The following is a 21,393-nucleotide window of genomic DNA, read 5'->3' as shown; positions in this document are numbered from 1 at the left end:
CCCGGCAACCCACGATGACGAGACCTCAGGGGGGGTAACAAAAGGTGGGGGACCGAAACGCGCTGAAGAGAGAAGAGGTATTGCTGCAGGAACTTTTGATAACACGTCCATGACCCAGCGTTCAATAAGGGTTTCCAGACTGAGAGAAGGTCTGCGCTGGCTCCATAGGAAAAAGACGAGGCGCAAGCCAGACCTTTCGCTACGCTAATTGCCGCCGATTCAACTCGCGTCGCGCAGAATCAGGCTGCGCAAGTGCCCCGGATTGGACCCGGACCACTTGCGGAACGCCTTGTAGAACGAACTGGTATCGGCAAACCCCAACCGCGACGCAATCTCGGCAAAACTGATCTGCGGTTCAGCCAGCCACACAATCGCCAGCTCCTTGCGTACACCGTCTTTGAGGCCCTGATAAGTCTGCCCCTCCTCTGCCAGGCGGCGGCGCAGTGTGGAAGCGGAAATGCACAAGCTGGCCGCAAGGCCCTCGGTTTCAGGCCAGGTATGGGGCGGCATCTGGCGCAGGTCGTGCTTGATGCGGGTGGCGAGGCTTTCGGGATCGCGGTATTTGACCAGGATGTTGGCCGGCGCACGGGCAAGGAAGCGCTTGAGTTCTTCCGGACTGCGCTTGATCGGCAGGTCGAGACAATCGGCTGAAAAAATCATGCGTGTGCGTGGTCGGTCAAAGCGCAGGTTGTCAGAAAACATCACCCGGTAATCGTCACAGAAGTCCGGCTGCGCGCAACGCAGTTCAATGGCGAGGATCGGGATGCGCCGCCCCGCCAGCCAGCAGGCGACGCCGTGGACGATCATCCAATAAGTGAAATAGGTAAAAGCGCGTTTTGGCTCATCAGGTTCGAGCAGGACAATCTCCGCCAGACTCTGTTGGCGAACCAGTTGGGCCGGCAGATGCTCCAGCATCAACGAGAGAAACCCCAAGCCTGTTTCCAGGCCGGCCGCCAGGCTGGGTTGCGCCATGGAGGCGCGACACAGGAACGCCAGGCTACCGGACTTGAGTGTGCGTGGGTCCATGCCAAAAAACTCGTCGTCCCTGCGCCGCGCCAGCAAGCGCCACAGGCGTGCATAGGCCGTGGCCGCCACGCGAGCGTCGGGCTGCTCAAGCAACGCCGGGTCAATCCCGACTTTGCTCAATGCCTCAACGGTGGCCGCTCCCGGCGCGCAACTATGCAACAGCGCTTCGCGCACAAGGTGGATGGAGATAGTGTCTTTTTCCGACATGGGGCGTTGAACTGTCCGGCTGCAGTCTGGGTGGTCTGCATCATAAAGGCGGTTGCGCTTCGCCACCACCGTTCAGCCCACGTTCAGCAAAGGTCAATATTTCTTGTTTAGCAATGAGTATCATTATGTTACAACTTAGCTCCCTAACTAGTTGTGCCCGGGTGCCCGATGCTCGTTCCTTTTTTAATCATGCTGCGTGAAGGCATTGAAGCGGCATTAATCGTTGGCATTATCGCCAGTTACCTGCAACAGACCGGGCGTGGCCAGTGGATGCCTGCGGTGTGGATCGGCGTATTCCTGGCGGCAGCACTGGCGCTGTTGGTGGGCGGCGGCCTGGAGTTGGTCAGTGCGGAATTCCCGCAAAAGCAGCAGGAATTGTTTGAAGGTGTCGTCGGGCTGGTGGCCGTGGGCATCCTCAGTTCCATGGTGTTCTGGATGCGCAAAGTGGCGCGCTCGATTAAACACTCGCTGCATGAATCCCTCGACCATGCGTTGGCCGGCTCCAGGCACCAGGTGTTCGCCCTGATCGCCATGGTGTTTTTCGCCGTGGCCCGCGAAGGGCTGGAGACGGTGTTCTTCCTGTTGGCCGTGTTCCAGCAAAGCGAAGGTCCGGGCGCTCCGGTGGGCGCCCTGCTTGGCCTGGCCCTGGCCATTGTCGTGGGTTTGCTGATTTATTCCGGCAGCATGCGCCTGAACCTCAGTGCGTTTTTCCGCTGGACCGGCCTGTTCATCCTGGTGGTCGCGGCCGGCATTCTCGCCAATTCGGTGCAAGCCCTGCATGAAGCCGGCGTGTGGAATCACTGGCAGACCGTGCTATTCGACTTCAGCGCTGCGTTGCCCATGGACAGCCCGCTCGGTTCGGTACTGGCCGGTATGTTCGGTTACCAGGAGGCGCCGACCGTGAGCACCCTGGGCGCCTATCTGATTTACCTGGTGGTGGCCCTGGTGATGTTCTTCCTGCCCTCGGCCACCTCCCAGCCCGTTGCCAACACTTCTTCCGTTTCCAACCAGTAAGGACCGTCTCTTGTCCAACCCAACCCCTCAATCGGCCCCGCCGTCCCGCGCCCTGCGCTGGGGCGTGGCCGGCTCGGTGGTGGTGATGATCGCCGCCGGAGGCCTGTTCTACTACGCCTCGCAATTGGCCGCCGGCAAGCGCCAGACCAACCACAATGAAATCGCGGTGACCATCCACGGCCACGCCTGCGAACCCAACGCCCTGACGGTACCAGCCGGGCATGCCAGCTTTCGCATCATCAACCGCTCCGACCGCGCGGTGGAGTGGGAAATCCTCGACGGCGTGCTGGTGGTCGAAGAGCGGGAAAACATCGCCCCAGGCCTGAGCCAAGTGATCAACGCCAACCTGCTGCCCGGCGACTACGCCATTACCTGTGGCCTGCTGAGCAACCCGCGCGGCACCTTGCATGTCACGCCCACGGCAGAGTCTGACGCCCAGGCCAAGGCCAAGCCGTCGATGGTGGCCTTTATCGGCCCGTTGTCGGAGTTTCGCGTGTACCTGAGCAGCCAAGGCGGTGCGCTGGTCAAGGCCGTAACGGTCCTGCAACAGGCCATCGCCGCCGGCGACCTGGCCCAGGCCCAGGCGCTGTATGTACCGGCGCGCGAGGCGTATCAGCGCCTGGCGCCGGCGTCTCAGCGTCTGGCCGAATTGGATAACGCGATCAATGCCCGCGCCGATTATTTTGAAAAGCGCGAGCAGGACCCCGCCTTCAGCGGCTTCCACCGCCTCGAATACAGCCTGTTCCAGCAACACAGCCTTGATGGCCTCGCGCCGGTCGCCCAACGCCTGGTTACCGACGTCACCACGCTCAAGCAGCAATTACTGGCCCAGTCCCTGCCCCCGGAGCAACTGGTGAGCATCGTGGTCCGCAACCTCAACAGCCTGGCGGACGTGCGGGCGGCGAGCGGTGAAGAGGAACGCTACAGCCACATCGACTTGAACGGCTTTGCCGCCAATCAGCAGGTCGCGCGCAAGGTGGTCGACCTGATGCGCCCGTTGCTGGTCAAGTCCGCCGCCGACCTGTTGCCCGCTATCGACAGCGCGCTCAACGCCTTCGACAGCGAACTCGACGGGCTCAAGGTGAATGACCGCTACCCCAGCTACGACAAGGTTACAGCTGATCAGCGCAAGCAGATCGGCGACAAGGCCAAGGCACTGGCCGTTGCACTCGATGGAATCGACCCAGCCCTTGGCCTTTCCGGCCTGCAGTGAAGACGACCGCATACATGAGTGATACAGAACAGTTTGACCTCCAACGTCGCCGCGTCCTGTTGGGCATGGCGGCCACCGGCGCTGCGATTGCCGGCGGCAGCCTGACCTGCCCGGCGATGGCGGCAGCGGCTGAGCAAGTCACCACCGCACCGCGCAGTGACAAGACCCAGGACCACCAGGCGTTTTTCGGCAAGCACCAAAGCGGCATCGTCACCCCGCGCCCGGCCTGCGGCATGGTCGTGGCGTTCGATGTACTGGCCAGCGACCGCGAAGACCTGGAACGTCTGTTCCGCACCCTCAACGAGCGCATCGCATTCCTGATGACCGGCGGCACCGTGCCCCAGGTCGACCCGAAATTGCCGCCCACCGATTCTGGCATCCTTGGCCCTGTGGTCACACCGGATAACCTGACCATTACAGTATCGGTCGGTGAGTCGTTGTTCGACGAACGCTTCGGCCTTGCCGCCGCCAAGCCCAAGCGACTGAGTCGCATGGTCGGCTTTCCCAACGATGCACTGGAACCGGCGCAGTGTCACGGCGACCTGAGCCTGCAGTTCAGCTCCAACACCCCAGACACCAACATCCACGCGCTGCGCGACATCGTCAAAAACCTGCCCGACCTGCTGCTGGTGCGCTGGAAGCAAGAAGGCAGCGTGCCGCCCCAGGCACCGGCCAAGCCCGGCGAACCGGCACAGAGTGCGCGCAACTTCCTGGGCTTTCGCGATGGCTCGGCCAACCCCAACTCCAACGATGACAAGGCCATGGACCAGATCGTCTGGGTACAGCCCACCAGCGACGAGCCGGCCTGGGCCGCCCATGGCAGTTACCAGGCCGTGCGCATCATCCGTAACTTTGTCGAGCGCTGGGATCGCACCCCGCTGCAAGAACAGGAAAGCATCATCGGCCGTATCAAACCCACGGGCGCGCCCATGGACGGCCAGCACGAAACCCAGGTCCCGGACTACCGCAAGGACCCGCAAGGCAAGTTGACCAAGCTTGATGCCCACATCCGCCTGGCCAACCCGCGCACCCCGCAGACCCAGGCCAACCTGATCCTGCGGCGGCCGTTCAACTACTCCAACGGCGTCAACAAAAACGGTCAACTGGACATGGGCTTGTTGTTCATCTGCTACCAGGCTGACCTGGAGAAAGGCTTTATCAGCGTGCAAACCCGGCTCAACGGCGAACCGCTGGAGGAGTACCTCAAGCCAGTGGGTGGCGGGTATTTCTTTACCTTGCCGGGTGTCACCGGGCCCAAGGATTTCATCGGACGCACGCTGCTCGCCGCAACGCACCCTCACCCCCCTGCCAAGACCTAAAACACCCCACAGCGGAATGTCTCCCATGAAGAAGTCGTCTATCGCGTTGTTGTTACTCAGCCTTTCGCCACTGGCAAGCTTCGCCGCTACGGCGCCGTTGGACCTGGTGGGCCCGGTGTCGGATTACAAAATCTACGTCACCGAAGAAATCGCTGAGCTGGTCACCCAGACCCAGGCGTTTACTGACGCCATCAATAAAGGCGACCTGGCCACCGCCAAGAAGCTCTACGCGCCGACTCGCGTGCACTATGAGTCCATCGAGCCGATCGCCGAGCTGTTCAGCGACCTCGACGCGTCCATCGACTCACGCGTCGACGATCACGAGAAAGGCGTGAAGGCCGAAGACTTCACCGGTTTCCACCGCATCGAGTACAGCCTGTTCTCCGAGAACACCACCCAGGGCCTCGCCGCCCTGGCCGATAAACTCAACAAGGACGTGCTGGACCTGAAAACCCGGGTTGACGGCCTGACCTTCCCGCCGGAAAAAGTCGTCGGCGGCGCCGCAGCGCTGCTTGAGGAAGTCGCCGCCACCAAGATTTCCGGTGAGGAAGACCGTTACAGCCATACCGACCTGTACGACTTCCAAGGCAACATCGACGGTGCAAAGAAAATCGTCGACCTGTTCCGTGGCCAGATCGACCACCAAGACAAGGCATTTTTGGCCAAGGTCGATAAAAACTTCGCCGCCGTGGACAAGATCCTGGCCAAATACAAGACCTCGGATGGCGGCTTCGAGACCTACGACAAAGTCAAGGAAAACGACCGTAAGGCTTTAGTGGGCCCGGTCAATACACTGGCGGAAGATTTGTCCACTTTGCGTGGGAAGTTGGGACTCAACTGATCGAAAGCGCCCCCCGTACGTCACGGCGAGGGCGCTGCCTGAGTATTTCAGGTCGTCATGCGGGCAGTGCTTTAAACCCGTCCAGCGGCGTACCGGTCGGTAACCCGGTCTTTGGATGGGTCGCGTACCAACGTCCATCGGTCTGTACCGCGTACACCGGTATCGAATGATTGTGTCCGTTGTGAATAGCAGGCTGAACCGCCTGCTCCTGGACATTGTGCGGCGCCTGCAACTGGTTTGATACACCCAGGCAAGTGCGCAGTTTTTCTTCCACCACGCCAAGCTTTAAAAGCACTGAGGGGTTCGATGCCCTGCCTAACGCTTTAGGCAGCGCGACGAGCCCTTTCCCTCCAGCGGCCATCAAATCTGCCGCGCCATCCAGTGGGTTCAAGAAGCCACTGACCACCTCAACCCCCTTTTCCAGTACGCGAAACGCCTTGACGCCGAAGGGAGCCACAGCTTTTGTGGACTTGACGAGCGGTTTCAAGGTTCCAAATGCCCCACCTGCGAATGCCCCGGCGGTGTCGATGATCAGCCCGCGCATCCCTTCAACGATGTTGCCTTTGGTCAGGTCAATGACGGCCCCGACAAACGGGATCATGCTCAACAAAATACTGTCGTTGCGGCGCAACATTTCGCGCTTTTGTTCCAGCGGCAACATGCCGTGCGCGACCTTCAGCACGCTGGCACGATGATGGATAAAATTGCCCTGCATGATCCGATCGACAATTGACCGGGTGCGGGGCGACGAAAAACTGTTAGGCACCTGGTTGGATGCCTCGCCCTGTACAGAGACCGGCGTAGCGTGCAGGGTCTCGCCCAGCTTATCAATAATGACACCTGGCGAGGTCACACCGGGCCTGGGCAAGGCATTGGAGCTGTAAGCGGCAAAATCAAATGGTTCCACCGCGCCCAGCCGCACGGGAAGCTCTGACACCGCCCAAGGCCCATACGTCTTCGGCACCGTTTGAAAGGTCCCCCCGAGGGCCAAATCACGCGGCAGGTCTTCGCGCTTGACGATCAACAGCTTGTCCGGGAACACCTCGAAGTAGCTGATTACCCCGTTGTAATTACAGCGTATCAGCGTGCCCTTTCGCCCTCTGCGCTCCTCCACCTGCTCCGGTGTTACATCTATCTCAGGCACGCTATCGGTTGCCTCGCGCAAGGCAAACAGGTCCACGTCCCCCCACTCCAAGGCTTGGCGATCAGCCAACGGCAGTTGGGCGATCATGCGTCTTGTGGCGATGCTCAAACCCTGCTTGAGTTTGTCCAGGTAGGCATCGACTTCACCGGGCAACTGGGCCTGCACATCCGGTAAATGGGCGATCCTGGCGTTCAACGCTTGCACGTTGGCATCAACGGCTGCCTGGTCGGATGCGCTCAGCCGCGGTATGACAAATGGAGAGGTGCGCCGGGCTGGTTGTGGCGGCTGCTCCCCGGGCGCCAGCAGCATCCACCGGTCCCTTGTAAGGTCGCCGGTCATGTACGTCTCGATCAGCGTACGCGTTCTCGGCTCGGACAGCTTCATGTTGCGGCGTTCATCCGGGTCTGCGATGTATACCCGCATAGCTTTCAACTGTTCCGCGCTCAGGCCTGGAAATACTGTCTGCAAGTTCCTGATCGCCGAGTCTTCTCGTATAGGCAGCGGCAGGTTGAACTGCTCCAACGCATAAACGAGTTGCTCGCACTCCTCATTGAAAGCCGTGATGGCCTGCAGATGGTGCTGCTGTGTGTAGCGGCCATCCACTGGCTTTTCATAAAGCCCGCGCATCAAGCCCCAATCGAGTAACACGTCGATCCCATAATTATCCAATACCGCCGCTTCGCCCGGCGTACTGGTGCTCAGCCGGCTGAGCCCCATAATTTCGGTGTAGCTCATGCGCCGCGAGCAACCAGGCCCACCTTGACGCTCGGCAAACGTGACCCCCAGGCGAAAGTCGGCCCATTCCACCGAGCCTATCCGCATCGTGGAAGGGATATCCCGGACCAGAAACTCGGGCGCGCTACTGGCCAACAACAGATGCGCGGCCAGCGGTACCGTCTTTGGATCGAGCAAGGTGTTCTGAGCCAGTTGGGTCTCGATTTCAGCGCGTACCGACGCCATCGTCCGTCCACTGTTGGCGGGCTGATAGATGTCATAACCGGCAACGTTTCCAGGGCGCCGAGGCATCTCGGGGTCGATCTGCAGCAGAGCCGCCGTGAGTTCCCACTGCTTGGCTTCGAGGGTCGATAAGTCATAAGTACCGGACGTGCCCTGAAAATACAGACTGCGAGCAGCGGCCTTGCCCCAGTTCAGGGCTGACGGGTGGTCGAGGATCCGCTCCAGTATCTTGTCGGCGTTGGCAGGCACTTCTTGCGGGGTGTGCTCATCGAGTACGCCGCGAAAATCCAAGGCGCGCAATAGACTCGGTTCGCTGCGGCTGATGGCATCGTCGCGCATGAACTGAGCTACCAAACGTTTGTCATTTTCAGACAACATGCCCGGTGCCCATGGTCGTGCAAGCAATTGCGCGTAATTACCCAGCGCGGGGGCAGGCGCCACCGCAGCTTGCAACCAGCGAATGACATTGCGCACTTCCTTCGCGGTCTTGGGTACGAGGAAGCCGTGAGAAATCAGTACATCACGCACGGCTGCCTTGTCGGCACCGTCTGTGGCAAGCACCGACGTGGCGCCGATCGGCGTCTGCGCATCGGCCAGCGACACCTCTTCGTCGTCGGGTCGATTGCGAACCAGATCAGCCAGGCAACCTGCCAGGTATTGACGCTCATCCAACCGGTCGATGGTTTTTCTTGCCGCAAGGCTGCTGCCCTGCAGCCGGCCTTTTGTCTCGGTTGACCAACCGGACCATTCCTCCGCCAACAGATGTCCACGCACCAACGCCAACTCATCGGCATTCTTTGGCGGGGTGATGTCATGCCACTGCAAGACAGCATTGCGAGAAAACCGGTCGGACTGTTCCGGCACATAAGCCCCCCCATTACCCGCCCTATCCAGCGCCGTGGCAGCGGCGCGCAATCGGGCCCCGACCTGCCACCAGCCAGAATCGTCGTTCAGAGTGAACGTCTTTCGCGTTCCCACGCGACCGCTTAAGACCAGCCCTGTGATCGAATCCGGTTTTACCACCACGGTGTCCAGGGCCATGCCTTTGCTCATAATCCACGCCTTGACTTCATCAGTATTGAACGCACTGCGCAAAGCGGCAAAGCCTGCGTAGAAAGTGCTGTCGGTGGGGATCTGGACGAGGGAATCCCACGCGTGGCGCGTGGCTGATGTCGCCAGCTCGTTACGCAGGCGCTGATCACCCTCGCTCGACGCCAAGGGCACAGGTTGCAGCGTCCATCGGCGGGGACTATCTACAGCAGGATTTGAGGCTGCTTCGCGCTTGCTGCGAACAACGGGATCGGGGAAGGCGTTTGCCGCCGGGCTCACAGAATGTAGCGGCGGCGTAAACGCAAGGGTGTCGCGACTAGGGCTGATACTCGACATGTCTGTTTTCCTCTGAACCAATCAAGGGCAGAGTTCTCGTCCTAAGAACCGTCGAGAAGTAACGTAGCAACCAACGCAAGCTATGCGAGTAGGTAAACTCCTAAGGCGGTGAAAACAGTCCTACAGAATACGGTACAGCAACCGCTCGATGCGCACTCGACTGACCCGGCGCAGGAACTTGCCCACCGCGGGTGGATAATCCACCAGCGTTTGCAACTGTTGGTAGCCCTCGATACGGGTTACGTGCTGGAAGATCTGGGCCAACTCGGTACGCCGCGGCGCTAGCCACTGCCCTTGTGGATCATCGATCAGCAAGCCGTTTTCCAAATCGAGGCGAAACGCCCGAGGGTTGAGGTTGTTGCCAGTGAGCAAGGTGTAGCGCTCATCCACCCACATGCCCTTTACATGGTAGGTGTTATCGCCGTCGCGCCATAAGTGCAGGTTCAACTGGCCGCTGTTGATCATCGGCTGATGCCGCTTGGCAAAGCGTCGCAGACTGATCTCGTACAGGTACGGCAACGCCGCAATCACCTTGAAAGGTTCGGTGGGCGGAATGTAGAAATCGTTGGCGGTCTTGTCGCCCACCACGATGTCGATCTTCACACCGCGTGCCAGAGCGCGGTTGATCTCACGGGTCACCGGCAATGGGAGGTTGAAATACGGCGTGCAAATAGTCAGTTGCTGCTGGGCGCTGGCGATCAATTCGAGGATTACCCGGCTCAACGGGTTGTTCTTGCCGACGCCCAGCAATGGGCTGACCGACAGATGGCCGTTGGGCAACTGCCCGGCCGTAGTGTCGTAGGCCGCATGCTTGAGACGGCTGCGCAGGTCGCCGATATCGTTGCGCAGGCTGCGAGTGGTGGGCGGGTTCGGCAGGTCCAGGCGATGCACGGCCTTGGACGCCACCAGGCCGTGCTCCACCAGGTGCTGCATCGAATCGGCCAAGGGTTGGCTATGGATCAGATGGTAACGGTCGAAGCGGTATTTATCGAACTTGTGCAGGTACACATTGTTCAGGCTGGCGCCGCTGTACAGCACGCTGTCATCGATCACGAAACCCTTGAGGTGCAACACGCCGAACAGCTCGCGGGTTTGCACCGGCACGCCGTACACCGGTACTTCGGTGGCGTGGCGCTGGGTCATCGCCTGGTACCAGGCGCTGTTGCCCGGTTGCTTGCCCGCGCCGATCAACCCGCGCTGGGCGCGCAGCCAATCAACCATCACCACGATGTCCAGTTCGGGCCGTGCGGCCTTGGCGGCATGTAGCGCGTCGTAGATTTCCTGCCCCGCCTCATCCTGCTGCAAGTACAAGGCAACGATGTAGATACGCCGCGTGGCCTGGGCGATTTTCTCCAACAAGCAGCGACGGTAGGCGTCGGTGCTGGGCAGCACCTCAATGGCCTCGTTGGACAACGGGAAACCGCGCAGCTTGGGCAACAGGGAGCGTTTGAAGAACGACGGCATAGGGCTCGCAATGGGTCGAATCCGAAGAGGCCTAAAGCTTACACCATGAGGCTGCTCAGGTCTCGCAGTGGGCAATTCAAAAAACCAGTTGACCATGAAGAACGATCGTTCTACTGTGCGAAACATGAACGATATCACTCAGAATGAAACCCGCGACATCATCCTCGACGTCACCGAGAAATTGATCTATCGCCACGGCATTGCTGCCACCGGCATGGACTTACTGGTGAAAACCGCCGGTGTGTCGAGAAAGAGTATCTACCGCTACTTCGCCAACAAGGATGAGTTGGTGATTGCTGCCCTTCAACGCCGCGACGAGCGCTGGATGCAGTGGCTGCGCAGCGAAGTGGAACGCAGCGACGACAGCGGCGAGCGCCTGCTGGAGCTGTTCAGCGCGCTCAAGCGCTGGTTCGGCTCGGCGGACTTTCGCGGCTGCGCCTTTATCAACACCAGCGGTGAAACCGGCGACGCCCAGGACCCGGTGCGCCTGTTGGCCAAGGCCCATAAACGCAAACTGTTCGAGTACGCACTTGAACTGTGCCAAGCACATGGCACTCCCGACCCGGAGCAGCAGGCCGCGCAACTGCTGATCCTGATCGATGGTGCCATTACCGTCGCTCTGGTCATGGGTGATTCAACAGCTGCCGATAATGCGCAATGCATGGCGCGGACCTTACTGCAACTTTGAACTCACAGACCAGGCAACTTTCGACCCAACCTTAATTACTTTGAGGAGCCGCCCATGTCAGCCCAAGAAGAAGTCCGTCCACCCCTGCCGCCGTTTACCCGCGATTCGGCCATCGAAAAAGTCCGCCTGGCGGAAGACGGCTGGAACTCCCGCGACCCACAACGCGTGTCTCTGGCCTACACCCTGGATACGAACTGGCGTAACCGCGCCGAATTTGCCCATAACCGCGAAGAAGCCAAGCAATTCCTGAGCCGCAAATGGGCCAAGGAGCTGGATTATCGACTGATCAAGGAGTTGTGGGCCTTCACGGATAACCGCATCGCCGTGCGCTACGCCTATGAATGGCACGATGATTCGGGTAACTGGTTTCGCTCGTACGGCAATGAGAACTGGGAGTTCGATGAGAACGGCTTGATGGCCAACCGCTTTGCCTGCATCAACGATATGCCAATCAAGGAAAGCGAACGCAAGTTCCATTGGCCGCTGGGGCGGCGCCCGGATGAGCATCCAGGCCTGTCAGAACTGGGGCTATAACCCCGACTCTGCAGACCGAATGAGATCCAATGTGGGAGCTGGCTCGCCTGCGAAAGCGGTCGTGCAGTAACAGATTCAGCGCCTGACACACCGCCTTCGCAGGCAAGCCAGCTCCCACACTTGGATCGCGGGGCATCAATTAGATCAGCGTCTGCTGTCAGCGCCCTCCCACACGTTTAGTCCTGATTCAGCCAGACCTACGGCAACGAAAACTGGGAATTCGACGAGAACGGCTTGATCGCCAACCACTTTGCCTGCATCAACGATATGCCGATCAAAGAGAGCGAGAGCAAATTCCATTGGCCGCTGGGCAGAGCCCGGATGAGCATCCGGGCCTGTCAGAGCTGGGGCTATAACCCCGATTCTGCAGACCGAATGAGATCCAATGTGGGAGCTGGCTTGCCTGCGAAAGCGGTCGTGCAGTAACAGATTCAGCGCCTGAAACACCGCCTTCGCAGGCAAGCCAGCTCCCACACTTGGATCGCGGGGCATCAATTAGATCAGCGTCTGCTGTCAGCGCCCTCCCACACGTTTAGTCCTGATTCAGCCAGACCTACGGCAACGAAAACTGGGAATTCGACGAGAACGGCTTGATGGCCAACCGCTTTGCCTGCATCAACGATATGCCAATCAAGGAAAGCGAACGCAAGTTCCATTGGCCGCTGGGGCGGCGCCCGGATGAGCATCCGGGCCTATCAGAGCTGGGGCTATAACCCCGACTCTGCAGACCGAATGAGATCCAATGTGGGAGCTGGCTTGCCTGCGAAAGCGGTCGTGCAGTAACAGATTCAGCGCCTGACACACCGCCTTCGCAGGCAAGCCAGCGCCCACACTTGGATCGCGGGGCATCAATTGGATCAACGTCTGCTAACAGCCCCCACATTTCTAGTCCTGATTCAGCCCAACCCGATACAACACGCCGTCATCCTCATCGGTCAGCACATACAGAAAGCCATCCGGCCCCTGCCGCACATCGCGAATTCGCGCTTTCAATTCGCCCAACAAGCGTTCTTCGTGGATCACCTTGTCCCCCTCGAACTGCAACCGAATCAGCTCTTGGCTGGCCAGCGCGCCGATAAACAGGTTGTGCTGCCATGCCTTGAATCGGTCGGCGTCGTAGAACGCCATGCCACTGATGCCCGGCGATTTCTCCCAGACATGATGGGGCGCCACTGTGCCCTCTGCCGTTTTGCCCTTGGCTTCGGGAATCGGCAGCAGGGAATAGTTGATGCCATGGGTTGCCAACGGCCAACCGTAGTTCTTGCCACGCTCGATGATATTGACTTCGTCGCCGCCACGGGGCCCGTGTTCATGTTCCCAGATCGTGCCGCTCCAGGGGTTCAGGGCCAGCCCCTGGGGGTTACGCTGCCCGTAGGACCAGATCTCCGGACGCACGCCGGGTTGACCGACAAAGGGGTTGTCATCCGGCACGCGCCCATCCGGGTAGATGCGCACCACTTTACCTTGCAGCTTGTCCAGGTCTTGGGCCGTGGGGCGGTCGTTGTTCTCCCCCAGGGTCACGAACAGGTAGCCATCACGGTCGAAGGTCAGGCGCGAGCCGAAGTGGTTGCCAGTAGACAGCTTGGGCTCCTGGCGCAGTATCACCTTGAAGTCCTCCAAGCCGCTCAAGTTGGCCGCCAAACGCCCACGCCCTACGGCTGTGCCGGCCTTGCCACCCTCGCCGCCGCCTTCGGCGTACGACAGGTAAACCAGGCGGTCTTGCTTGAAGTCTGGCGACAGCACCACATCCAGCAACCCACCCTGCCCTTTGGCCCATACCTGCGGCACGCCCTTCAAGGGCGCAGACAGCTTGCCGTCCGGGCTGACAAAACGCAGGTTTCCAGGCAGTTCGGTCACCAGGAAACCTTGCTGGTCCGGCAAAAACGCCAGTGCCCACGGATGGTCAAGGCCCTTGGCAACCGGCGTGGCGGTGATGCTGCCTTGCTCGCTGGGGAACTGTTGGCTATCGGCGGCATACACCGCGCTCAAAGGCAGCAACGCGCTGGCGCACAGGGCGGCTAACAAGGTTTTACGTACAAACATAAGGCGAAATCCTTAGCGGCGATTGCCGTTGGCATCATAGGTGGGCGCTTTGGGTGCGGTGGCTGGTCGGCTGGGGGCCGCCTCCTGCTTGGGGTAGCGGTTGCCGATGCCGCCGTTTTCCAGCGTCGGCCGCGGGTTTGCCGGGACAGGCTGGATACTGCGAACCGCCGGTGCATTGGGCTGGGTGCCCTGCATGCTATTGGGGTTGGCCCGGTGAATAGGGCCGTAGTCGCTACGCCCTGGCAGGTTTTGCGCCTGGGCCAATGGCGCAAGGGCCAGGCCCAGCGCCAATGCTGCAAGATGACGTACACAACGGTTCATGGCCAAACCTCTCTATGCCAAGTACTACGTGCTTTCGATAACACGCTACGCCGTGGGTTCGCGTTGCGACACTAAATAGTTTCTCATCAGGTGTAACACGATCTGTCCGAGCATCTATCCGCCGAAACTTTTGCCGTGCTCTGCGAGTCACCAGCACACAGGCTCTTCGTTGAGGAATCACACCTATGCCACGGGCAATCTGGAAAGGCGCCATCAGTTTCGGCTTGGTTCACATCCCGGTATCTCTGGTCTCGGCGACCTCTTCACAAGGCGTCGACTTCGACTGGCTGGACAAGCGCAGCATGGACCCGGTGGGCTATAAGCGCATCAACAAAACCACCGGCAAGGAAGTCACCAAGGACAATATCGTCAAGGGCGTGGCCTTTGAAAAAGGACGCTATGTGGTGCTCAGCGAAGACGAAATTCGCTCGGCCCACCCCAAGTCCACCCAGACCATCGAAATCATCGCCTTCGTCGCCAGCGACCAGATCCCGCTGCAAAACATCGACACGCCCTACTTTCTCGCCCCGGATAAACGCGGCGGCAAGGTCTATGCACTGCTGCGCGAAGCGCTGAAAAAAACCGGCAAGGTCGCCCTGGCCAATGTGGTGCTGCACACCAAGCAACACCTGGCTGCGCTGATGCCGCTGGAGTCGGCGCTGGTGCTGGTCATGCTGCGCTGGCCCGCCGAAGTGCGCAGCCTGGATGAGTTGGAATTGGGCAGCGATGTGACAAAGCCGACCCTGGCCAAAGGTGAATTGGACATGGCCAAGCGCCTGGTGGAAGACATGAGCGCCGATTGGCAGCCCGATGAGTACCGTGACAGCTTCCAGGACAAGATCAGGGCGCTGGTGGCGAAGAAGGCCAAGGCCGGCAAGATCGAAGATGTGGAAACGGCCGAAGGCGGCGAAGAGCGAAAATCCGCGGATGTCATCGACCTGACCGAACTGCTCAAACGCAGCCTGGCGGGTAAACCTGCGGCGAAAAAGAGCGTCGCGAAAAAGTCCAATAACAAGGCCTCTTGAGCCTGCCATAGACGGGAGAACGACATGGCAAAGCCCCTGAGCGAGTACAACCGCAAGCGCGATTTCAAGATCACCGCCGAACCCGCCGGCAGCTCCCCCGCCAGCAAACGTAACGCTTCGGCCCTGAGCTTTGTGATTCAAAAGCATGATGCGCGCAACCTGCATTACGACTTTCGCCTGGAACTGGATGGCGTGTTGTTGAGCTGGGCGGTGCCCAAGGGCCCAAGCCTGGACCCGAGCCAGAAACGTTTGGCGGTGCATGTTGAAGACCACCCACTGAGCTATGGCAGTTTCGAGGGCAGTATCCCCACCGGCCAATACGGTGCGGGGGATGTAATCGTGTGGGACCGAGGCATCTGGCAACCCCACGATGACCCGCGCAAAACCTACGCGGCGGGTAAACTCAAATTCACTCTGGTGGGTGAGAAACTCTCCGGTGACTGGGCGCTGGTACGTACCCGCCTCAAGGGCAGCGGTGACAAGGAGCAGTGGCTGTTGATCAAGGAAAACGATCAGCAGGCGCGCCCGGCCTCTGAGTTCGATATTGTCGAGGCCGAGCCCGCCAGCGTGCTCAGCGACGCGGTCGTGGGCAAGCCAAAAGCCAAGGCCAAGGCCAAACCCAAGGCCGCGCCAAAAACCAAAGCGCCCAAGCGCAACGCTGCCCTGCCTGACGAGTTTGCCCCCCAACTGGCAACCTTGGTCGACCGCGCCCCCGAAGGTGATTGGCGCTACGAAATCAAGTTCGACGGCTACCGCATCATGGCGCGCATTCGCGACGGTGAAGTGCGCCTGTTCACCCGCAACGGCCACGACTGGACCGAGCGCCTGCCGCGTCAGTGCAAAGCTTTGCAAGCCCTCAAACTCAAAGACAGTTGGCTGGACGGCGAAGTGGTCAGCCTCAATGGTGACGGGCTGCCGGATTTCCAGGCGCTGCAAAACGCATTCGATATCGGCCGCAGCCTGGACATCGTCTATTACCTGTTCGATGCACCCTTTTTGAATGGCCGCGACCAGCGCGAAGAGCCGGTCGAAGAGCGTCGGGCTGCGCTTAAATCCGCACTGTCCGCCAGCCGAAGCAAACTGCTGCGCTTCTCCGAAGCCTTTGCCGCCAGCCAGCGCGATATTTTCGAGAGCGCCTGTGACCTGGCGCTCGAAGGCGTGATCGGCAAGCGCGCCGGCAGCCCCTACGTGTCGCGGCGCAGTGCCGACTGGATCAAGCTCAAATGCCGCCTGCGCCAGGAGTTCGTGATTGTCGGCTACACCCGCCCCCAAGGTTCGCGCAGCGGCTTTGGGGCGCTGCTGTTGGCGGTCAACGATGACACCGGCCTGGTATATGCCGGGCGCGTGGGCACGGGCTTTGATCAGGCGGCGTTGAAAACTATCTATGCCAAGCTCACGCCGCTCGAGCGCAAGGACTCGCCACTGCAAAAGCCATTGACCAGTGCCCAGGCCCGCGGCGTGCATTGGGTTGAGCCGAGCCTGGTAGGCGAAGTGCAATTTGCCGAATGGACCCGTGAAGGCGTGGTACGCCAGGCCGCGTTTGTCGGCCTGCGCACCGACAAGCCAGCCTCGCAGATTATTCATGAACAGCCGCGCGCGGCCAAGTCGGTCAAGGCACCCGAAACATCGAAAGCCGGTAAAGCGCAGGCAACGGTGAAGAACGTGAAAATCACTCACCCCGAGCGCATTATCGACAAGCACAGCGGCGCGCAAAAACAGCAATTGGCACAGTTCTACACCGATATCAGCGAATGGATCCTGCCCTTTCTGCGCGCACGTGCCGTGTCCCTGCTGCGCGCGCCAGAAGGGATCGAAGGTGAGCAGTTCTTCCAGAAACACTCAGAGCGCATGGCAATCCCCCACATCAAGCAATTGGACCCGGCGCTGGATCCGGGCCATGCCCGCCTGATGGAAATAGACAGCGTGGACGCACTGGTCGGTGCGGTGCAAATGGGTACGGTCGAGTTTCACACCTGGAGCGCTACCGCAGACAAGATTGAAACGCCCGACCTGTTTGTGCTCGATCTCGATCCGGACCCGGCCTTGCCCTGGAAAGCCATGCTGGAAGCGGCCCAACTGACCCTGTCGGTACTTGATGAGCTGGGCTTGCAAGCTTTCGTCAAAACCAGCGGCGGCAAGGGCCTGCACTTGATCGTGCCATTGGCCCGGCGCGATAACTGGGACACCGTCAAGGCATTCGCCAAAGCCATTGCCCAATTCATGACCCGCCAACTGCCCGAACGCTTTACCGCCACCAGTGGCCCCAAGAACCGCGTAGGCAAGATATTTATCGATTACCTGCGCAACGCCCGCGGCGCCAGTACTGTGGCGGCGTATTCAGTGCGGGCCCGCCCGGGCCTGCCAGTGTCGGTGCCGGTGAGTCGAGAGGAGTTGAAAGGATTGCGCGGCGCCCAACAGTGGACAGTGGCGAACCTGCACCAGCGGTTGCAGGCTTTGAAGGACGACCCGTGGGCGGGGTATGCCAATCGGCAGAAGATCAGCAAAAAAATGTGGGACAAGTTGGGCGCGCAACCCCCTGGGTGATCCGCGCCCTGAGCCAGGTCAGATAAGAATGAAGATCAGCGCCAGACCGGCAAAGATCGCCCACTTTTCCAGGTAGTAGCGCGTGCGGTTGCGCTTTTTGAGCTCCTTGCCACGCAGGCGAATCTTGTACAGCCGGGTGAAGGCACGGTTGAGGCCGCCGGTCTTGTCACCCTCATCGTTGGGCGAACCCGCGGCCGCCATCACATTGCGGCTGAACCAGCGGTTGAACGCAGCCGCCCAGCGGTACTTCATCGGCCGTTCGATATCACAGAACAGAATGATGCGGTTCTGTTGGGTGGTGTTTTCCGCGTAGTGAATGTAGGTCTCGTCGAACATCACCGCCTCGCCGTCGCGCCAGTAATAGCTTTCGCCGTCCACGTTGATGTAGCAGCCTGGATCGTTAGGCGTATCCAGCCCCAGGTGATAGCGGTACGAGCCCGCATACGGGTCGCGGTGACGCACCAGCTTGGAGCCCGGTGGCAGTTCGGCGAACATCGCGGCCTTGATCGAGCCGATGCTTTGCACCAGCTCGGTGGTGCGTGGGCACAGCTTCATCGCCGAGGGGTGACTGTCGCCGTACCACTTGAGGTAGAAACGCTTCCAGCCGGTCTTGAAAAACGAGTTGAACCCTACGTCGTTGTATTGCTCCGAGCGTTTGATCTCACCCGCCCGCATCAGATTCTGGCCTTCTTCGCGGATCTCTTCCCAGTGCTCCTGCAATGGGCTCAGGTCTGGAAAGTCGCTGGGCGAGAGGTAGGGACGGCTGGGCTGCTTGGAGAACAGGTACAGGAAACAGTTGATCGGCGCCAGGAACGTCGAGTGATCGCTAAGTTGGCGACCCAGCTTGTGTCGCACCCGACCGCGCAGGTGTACATACGCAATGGAAGCAACGTAGAGAGCAACAATGATGAGTTTCAAGGGATTCGTCACACGTCAGGGAGAGAACAGGCTGCTCCTGCGGGCCCACAACGGCCGAGGATGGATAAGCAGCACCTGAAATCACAATTCACATACAGGTGACACGGCTGGCGGGATAACCACCTGCGTGCGACCATTGGCAGTTATTTAGCCACACTTTGTAACCAAAGGTTAACTAAGAATTGTGAAAAGCTGTCTATTGAGTGTGATGGGGGTAGGAGCAGGCAGGCCCTTGAGCCTGCCTGTTTGAGGGCGTTTGAAGGGTTAAAGCGGCGAATCTTTACCCTCGCGGCGATCCCCTAATGCCGTATAGGGCACGGCCTGAGTGCGGTTGCGCACCAAGTAGCGGATCAGCGCAATCATCAGGCCCAGCAACAGGCCACCGACGAGGCTCAACGCGATAACCAGCGGCTTTTTCGGCTTTATCGGTGACAGAGGCTCCTGGGCTCGACGGTCAATCGTCACCAGCTTGAGGTTGCTCATATCGATATTCAAACCACGCAACCTGGCGACTTCAGCGCGAAGCGGCTCGACGTCCTGCAAGAAGATGTCTTCATTGCCACGCTTGCGCAGTACCTCAACCTCGCGGTTGCTTTCCAGCAGTTGCAGGTCTTTGCCGATCTCGGCAATGCGCGGGTTGGTGAAATCGTCGCTGGTACGCTGCTGCAATGCAGCGCGTTCGGCTTCCAGCGCCTCGGTCCCCATGAAATACAGCGGGATCTTCTGGTTGTTCACCTCAGTCCGCATGACCTGGCTCGAACCCGTGCGGGTGGAGTCGGCCATTGAGGACGGCGTTGTTGGTGTACGAATGCCCATGGACTTGGCAATGCTGATAGCTTCGGCCAACTCGGCGAGGCGGTTGGTGCGTTCCATCTTCATCTGCAGGCGCAGGGCGCTGAGTTCATCCTGCAGTTGGGCACGCTTGAGCCGGTCAGCTTCCAGCAGCTTGGCGATTTTCGATTCTTTATCGGTATCGTAGTTGGCGCGGGCAGCGTCGATCTTGCCCTTGAGCTCGCTCAAGCGGTTATTGACGATAACCTTCAGGTCGGCACCCACCTGCTGACGCTCGGCGGCAATGGCGTAGTCCACAAAACCGTTGAGGATCGCGACACCATCGACGTCGGTCGGGTATTGCAGCTCCAGACGGATATAACTGCTCAATGAATCGGATTTCTTGGGGTCGGGCAGAATCAGATTGACGGAATTGCGGTTGAACGCCTCAAAGCTCTGCTCAAGGGTTTGCCCCGGTTTCTTGAACGCCTTGAACAACTCCTCATGATCCTTGAAGAACCCCAGGCGCGCATCATAGGAATCCAACTGCGCGCCCACTTTCAGCAGCGCATCGGCAGGCGGCAACTTATACACTTCCGAACGGTTCAAGGCGTCCAGCTCGTTGATAGCCGCAGGCCGTAACACACTGCTGACCTCATAGGTCTTGGGTGCCAGGAAGGCATACCCCGCACCCAACACCCCTGCTAAAAGCGTACACCCGATCACCAGCTTCTTTTGTCGCCAGATGGCGTGAAACAATTCGAACAAATCAATTTCGTCAGACGCTGCGGAAGGCGGGAGCGGGGAAGTTCGATTCAAAATAAGAACACCTTAAAATAATACTAAAAGGCCATCACTTTCATAAGTCTGTATGACTTCGAAAATCAGGGACAACGCCCTGAATACGGCTGATCGATGGCGATGTGACCACTCAGTCCTCTGAAATATCCCACAGACTTAGGGATTATTTCGGTTTCATTTCGGTGAGTAAGCAAAATCACACAGCCATATCAGACTAATCTGGCTGCAAGCGTAGTCAATCCAACATGAAAAAGCTGTCAAATGCCTGTCTTATAAAGAAAAAAATTTCGCCTTCATGTGGGACAGTGGCAGCCTCAATACAATTGAACATTTTTTTGAACAGCAATAAGGAGTTTGCATGTCACCGCTTTCAGCCTCGGACTTTCACGCACTGCAAGGCACATGGGAACAAACAGCCCTTGAAGACAGTGGCGTGCTCAACCCCGTGGATGCCCACAGCGCACCGGGAGCGATGACGACAATTGCGGGGGATCGCTTCGAAGTGACCACGGTCAGTGGCGAAATATTATTGGCGGGACGGTTCGTACTGGACGCCAGTACCACGCCCAAAAGCATCACCTGGACGGACGCCATCGGCGAAGATGCAGGCAAGCAACTCCCCGCCAGTTACCGGCTCGACGGCGATGATTTCGTGTTTATCGCAGCGGATGAGGGCATGCCCAGGCCCACTGTATTCAGCACCGGCCCTGGGCAAACCATGCGCACCTTTGTGCGGCGGTCTTGATCAAATGTGGGAGCTGGCTTGCCTGCGATAGCGGTGGGTCAGTCAACTAATCTGTCACTGATACACCGCTATCGCAGGCAAGCCAGCTCCCACATGTTGGAACGCGGGGCGTCAAGCAGATAGACGGTGGCTGGCAGGCCGTTACGGGAGCAAGCTCCCTCGCCACAGGTGGACATATAAGACGTGGCTATCCGATTTGATCACGGCATTTTCACAAGGCCTTCACTTTTCGACCTATAAGGTCAGGCCTACCTACTCCAGTGAATCACTTGGCCCGCCCTCTCCTCGCGGGCTTTTTTTTGCGTGCTCCCACATGTTGGAACGCGGGGCGTCAAGCAGATAGACGGTGGCTGGCAGGCCGTTACGGGAGCAAGCTCCCTCGCCACAGGTGGACATATAAGACGTGGCTATCCGATTTGATCACGGCATTTT

General features: G+C 59.4%; 16 protein-coding genes and 2 pseudogenes. 11 read left to right on the top strand and 7 right to left on the bottom strand.

What is annotated here, in order from left to right; translation table 11 throughout:
- Window positions 1–219: 219 nt before the first annotated feature.
- Window positions 220–1,233, bottom strand: a complete 1,014-nt coding sequence (locus JJD66_RS19120; RefSeq protein WP_054895923.1) for an AraC family transcriptional regulator — start codon at window positions 1,231–1,233, stop codon at window positions 220–222.
- 168 nt (window positions 1,234–1,401) lie between these two features.
- Here JJD66_RS19120 and efeU point away from each other — a divergent pair, with 168 nt between their 5' ends.
- The 4 genes from efeU to efeO (JJD66_RS19100) are packed head-to-tail and all read left to right on the top strand — an operon-like array spanning window position 1,402 to window position 5,620.
- Window positions 1,402–2,247 (top strand): iron uptake transporter permease EfeU, encoded by an 846-nt coding sequence (gene efeU, locus JJD66_RS19115; RefSeq protein ID WP_105226766.1) that lies wholly within the window; start codon window positions 1,402–1,404, stop codon window positions 2,245–2,247.
- 10 nt (window positions 2,248–2,257) lie between these two features.
- Window positions 2,258–3,460, top strand: a complete 1,203-nt coding sequence (efeO, locus tag JJD66_RS19110) for an iron uptake system protein EfeO (protein WP_200648768.1) — start codon at window positions 2,258–2,260, stop codon at window positions 3,458–3,460.
- A gap of 14 nt (window positions 3,461–3,474) precedes the next feature.
- A complete protein-coding gene (gene efeB, locus JJD66_RS19105; RefSeq protein WP_200648767.1) occupies window positions 3,475–4,779 on the top strand; it encodes an iron uptake transporter deferrochelatase/peroxidase subunit in 1,305 nt (434 codons plus the stop codon).
- Window positions 4,780–4,804: 25 nt separating this feature from the next.
- Window positions 4,805–5,620 carry an iron uptake system protein EfeO gene (gene efeO, locus JJD66_RS19100; protein WP_034127360.1) on the top strand — a complete coding sequence of 272 codons (816 nt, stop codon included), beginning with the start codon at window positions 4,805–4,807 and terminating at the stop codon, window positions 5,618–5,620.
- A gap of 55 nt (window positions 5,621–5,675) precedes the next feature.
- Here efeO (JJD66_RS19100) and JJD66_RS19095 read toward each other — a convergent pair whose 3' ends face one another.
- On the bottom strand, window positions 5,676–9,107 hold the full coding sequence (locus JJD66_RS19095; protein ID WP_200648766.1) for a hypothetical protein: 3,432 nt from the start codon (window positions 9,105–9,107) through the stop codon (window positions 5,676–5,678).
- 120 nt (window positions 9,108–9,227) lie between these two features.
- Window positions 9,228–10,571, bottom strand: coding sequence for a CDP-diacylglycerol--serine O-phosphatidyltransferase (gene pssA / locus JJD66_RS19090; protein WP_198715460.1), 1,344 nt, complete (start codon window positions 10,569–10,571; stop codon window positions 9,228–9,230).
- Between the two features lie 124 nt (window positions 10,572–10,695).
- Here pssA and JJD66_RS19085 point away from each other — a divergent pair, with 124 nt between their 5' ends.
- The 4 genes and pseudogenes from JJD66_RS19085 to JJD66_RS19070 all read left to right on the top strand — a co-directional run.
- On the top strand, window positions 10,696–11,259 hold the full coding sequence (locus JJD66_RS19085) for a TetR/AcrR family transcriptional regulator (RefSeq protein ID WP_200648765.1): 564 nt from the start codon (window positions 10,696–10,698) through the stop codon (window positions 11,257–11,259).
- Between the two features lie 54 nt (window positions 11,260–11,313).
- Window positions 11,314–11,793 (top strand): nuclear transport factor 2 family protein, encoded by a 480-nt coding sequence (locus JJD66_RS19080; RefSeq protein ID WP_060764364.1) that lies wholly within the window; start codon window positions 11,314–11,316, stop codon window positions 11,791–11,793.
- 192 nt (window positions 11,794–11,985) lie between these two features.
- Window positions 11,986–12,149, top strand: a pseudogene (locus tag JJD66_RS19075) (DUF1348 family protein); the annotation flags it as partial.
- A gap of 192 nt (window positions 12,150–12,341) precedes the next feature.
- Window positions 12,342–12,506: pseudogene (locus JJD66_RS19070) on the top strand (DUF1348 family protein); the annotation flags it as partial.
- 172 nt (window positions 12,507–12,678) lie between these two features.
- On the opposite strand, the gene JJD66_RS19065 reads toward JJD66_RS19070, so the two are convergent.
- Window positions 12,679–13,836 carry a PQQ-dependent sugar dehydrogenase gene (locus JJD66_RS19065; protein ID WP_200648764.1) on the bottom strand — a complete coding sequence of 386 codons (1,158 nt, stop codon included), beginning with the start codon at window positions 13,834–13,836 and terminating at the stop codon, window positions 12,679–12,681.
- Between the two features lie 12 nt (window positions 13,837–13,848).
- Complete coding sequence (locus tag JJD66_RS19060; protein WP_105226759.1) at window positions 13,849–14,157, bottom strand: hypothetical protein; 309 nt, start codon at window positions 14,155–14,157, stop codon at window positions 13,849–13,851.
- 185 nt (window positions 14,158–14,342) lie between these two features.
- On the opposite strand from JJD66_RS19060, the gene ku reads away from it, so the two are divergent.
- Together ku and ligD are read left to right on the top strand one after the other, a co-directional pair.
- Window positions 14,343–15,182: a non-homologous end joining protein Ku gene (ku, locus tag JJD66_RS19055; RefSeq protein ID WP_057977282.1), complete on the top strand. Its 840-nt coding sequence runs from the start codon at window positions 14,343–14,345 to the stop codon at window positions 15,180–15,182.
- A gap of 24 nt (window positions 15,183–15,206) precedes the next feature.
- The gene (gene ligD / locus JJD66_RS19050) at window positions 15,207–17,726 is read left to right on the top strand and encodes a DNA ligase D (RefSeq protein ID WP_200648763.1); all 2,520 of its coding nucleotides are present in this window, start codon (window positions 15,207–15,209) and stop codon (window positions 17,724–17,726) included.
- Between the two features lie 18 nt (window positions 17,727–17,744).
- Here the strand turns inward: ligD and lpxO are convergent, their stop codons facing one another.
- Entirely contained in the window at window positions 17,745–18,644 is a 900-nt protein-coding gene (gene lpxO, locus JJD66_RS19045; RefSeq protein ID WP_200648762.1) for a lipid A hydroxylase LpxO, read from the bottom strand.
- A 264-nt stretch (window positions 18,645–18,908) separates the two neighbouring features.
- Complete coding sequence (locus JJD66_RS19040; protein ID WP_127882275.1) at window positions 18,909–20,234, bottom strand: Wzz/FepE/Etk N-terminal domain-containing protein; 1,326 nt, start codon at window positions 20,232–20,234, stop codon at window positions 18,909–18,911.
- Window positions 20,235–20,574: 340 nt separating this feature from the next.
- On the opposite strand from JJD66_RS19040, the gene JJD66_RS19035 reads away from it, so the two are divergent.
- Entirely contained in the window at window positions 20,575–20,961 is a 387-nt protein-coding gene (locus tag JJD66_RS19035) for a TIGR03067 domain-containing protein (protein ID WP_198791634.1), read from the top strand.
- Window positions 20,962–21,393 lie beyond the last annotated feature (432 nt).

Source organism: Pseudomonas sp. MF6751 (assembly GCF_016613265.1).
Classification (GTDB): Bacteria; Pseudomonadota; Gammaproteobacteria; order Pseudomonadales; family Pseudomonadaceae; genus Aquipseudomonas; species Aquipseudomonas fluorescens_BV.
This window is presented reverse-complemented; position numbering and strand designations above follow the sequence as displayed.

Bases quoted from the DNA above. Each gene is read 5' to 3' on its own strand.
- JJD66_RS19120 (WP_054895923.1), bottom strand. From the start codon at position 1,233: ATGTCGGAAAAAGACACTATCTCCATCCACCTTGTGCGCGAAGCGCTG.
- efeU (WP_105226766.1), top strand. From the start codon at position 1,402: ATGCTCGTTCCTTTTTTAATCATGCTGCGTGAAGGCATTGAAGCGGCA.
- efeB (WP_200648767.1), top strand. From the start codon at position 3,475: ATGAGTGATACAGAACAGTTTGACCTCCAACGTCGCCGCGTCCTGTTG.
- efeO (WP_034127360.1), top strand. From the start codon at position 4,805: ATGAAGAAGTCGTCTATCGCGTTGTTGTTACTCAGCCTTTCGCCACTG.
- JJD66_RS19095 (WP_200648766.1), bottom strand. From the start codon at position 9,107: ATGTCGAGTATCAGCCCTAGTCGCGACACCCTTGCGTTTACGCCGCCG.
- pssA (WP_198715460.1), bottom strand. From the start codon at position 10,571: ATGCCGTCGTTCTTCAAACGCTCCCTGTTGCCCAAGCTGCGCGGTTTC.
- JJD66_RS19085 (WP_200648765.1), top strand. From the start codon at position 10,696: ATGAACGATATCACTCAGAATGAAACCCGCGACATCATCCTCGACGTC.
- JJD66_RS19080 (WP_060764364.1), top strand. From the start codon at position 11,314: ATGTCAGCCCAAGAAGAAGTCCGTCCACCCCTGCCGCCGTTTACCCGC.
- JJD66_RS19065 (WP_200648764.1), bottom strand. From the start codon at position 13,836: ATGTTTGTACGTAAAACCTTGTTAGCCGCCCTGTGCGCCAGCGCGTTG.
- JJD66_RS19060 (WP_105226759.1), bottom strand. From the start codon at position 14,157: ATGAACCGTTGTGTACGTCATCTTGCAGCATTGGCGCTGGGCCTGGCC.
- ku (WP_057977282.1), top strand. From the start codon at position 14,343: ATGCCACGGGCAATCTGGAAAGGCGCCATCAGTTTCGGCTTGGTTCAC.
- ligD (WP_200648763.1), top strand. From the start codon at position 15,207: ATGGCAAAGCCCCTGAGCGAGTACAACCGCAAGCGCGATTTCAAGATC.
- JJD66_RS19035 (WP_198791634.1), top strand. From the start codon at position 20,575: ATGTCACCGCTTTCAGCCTCGGACTTTCACGCACTGCAAGGCACATGG.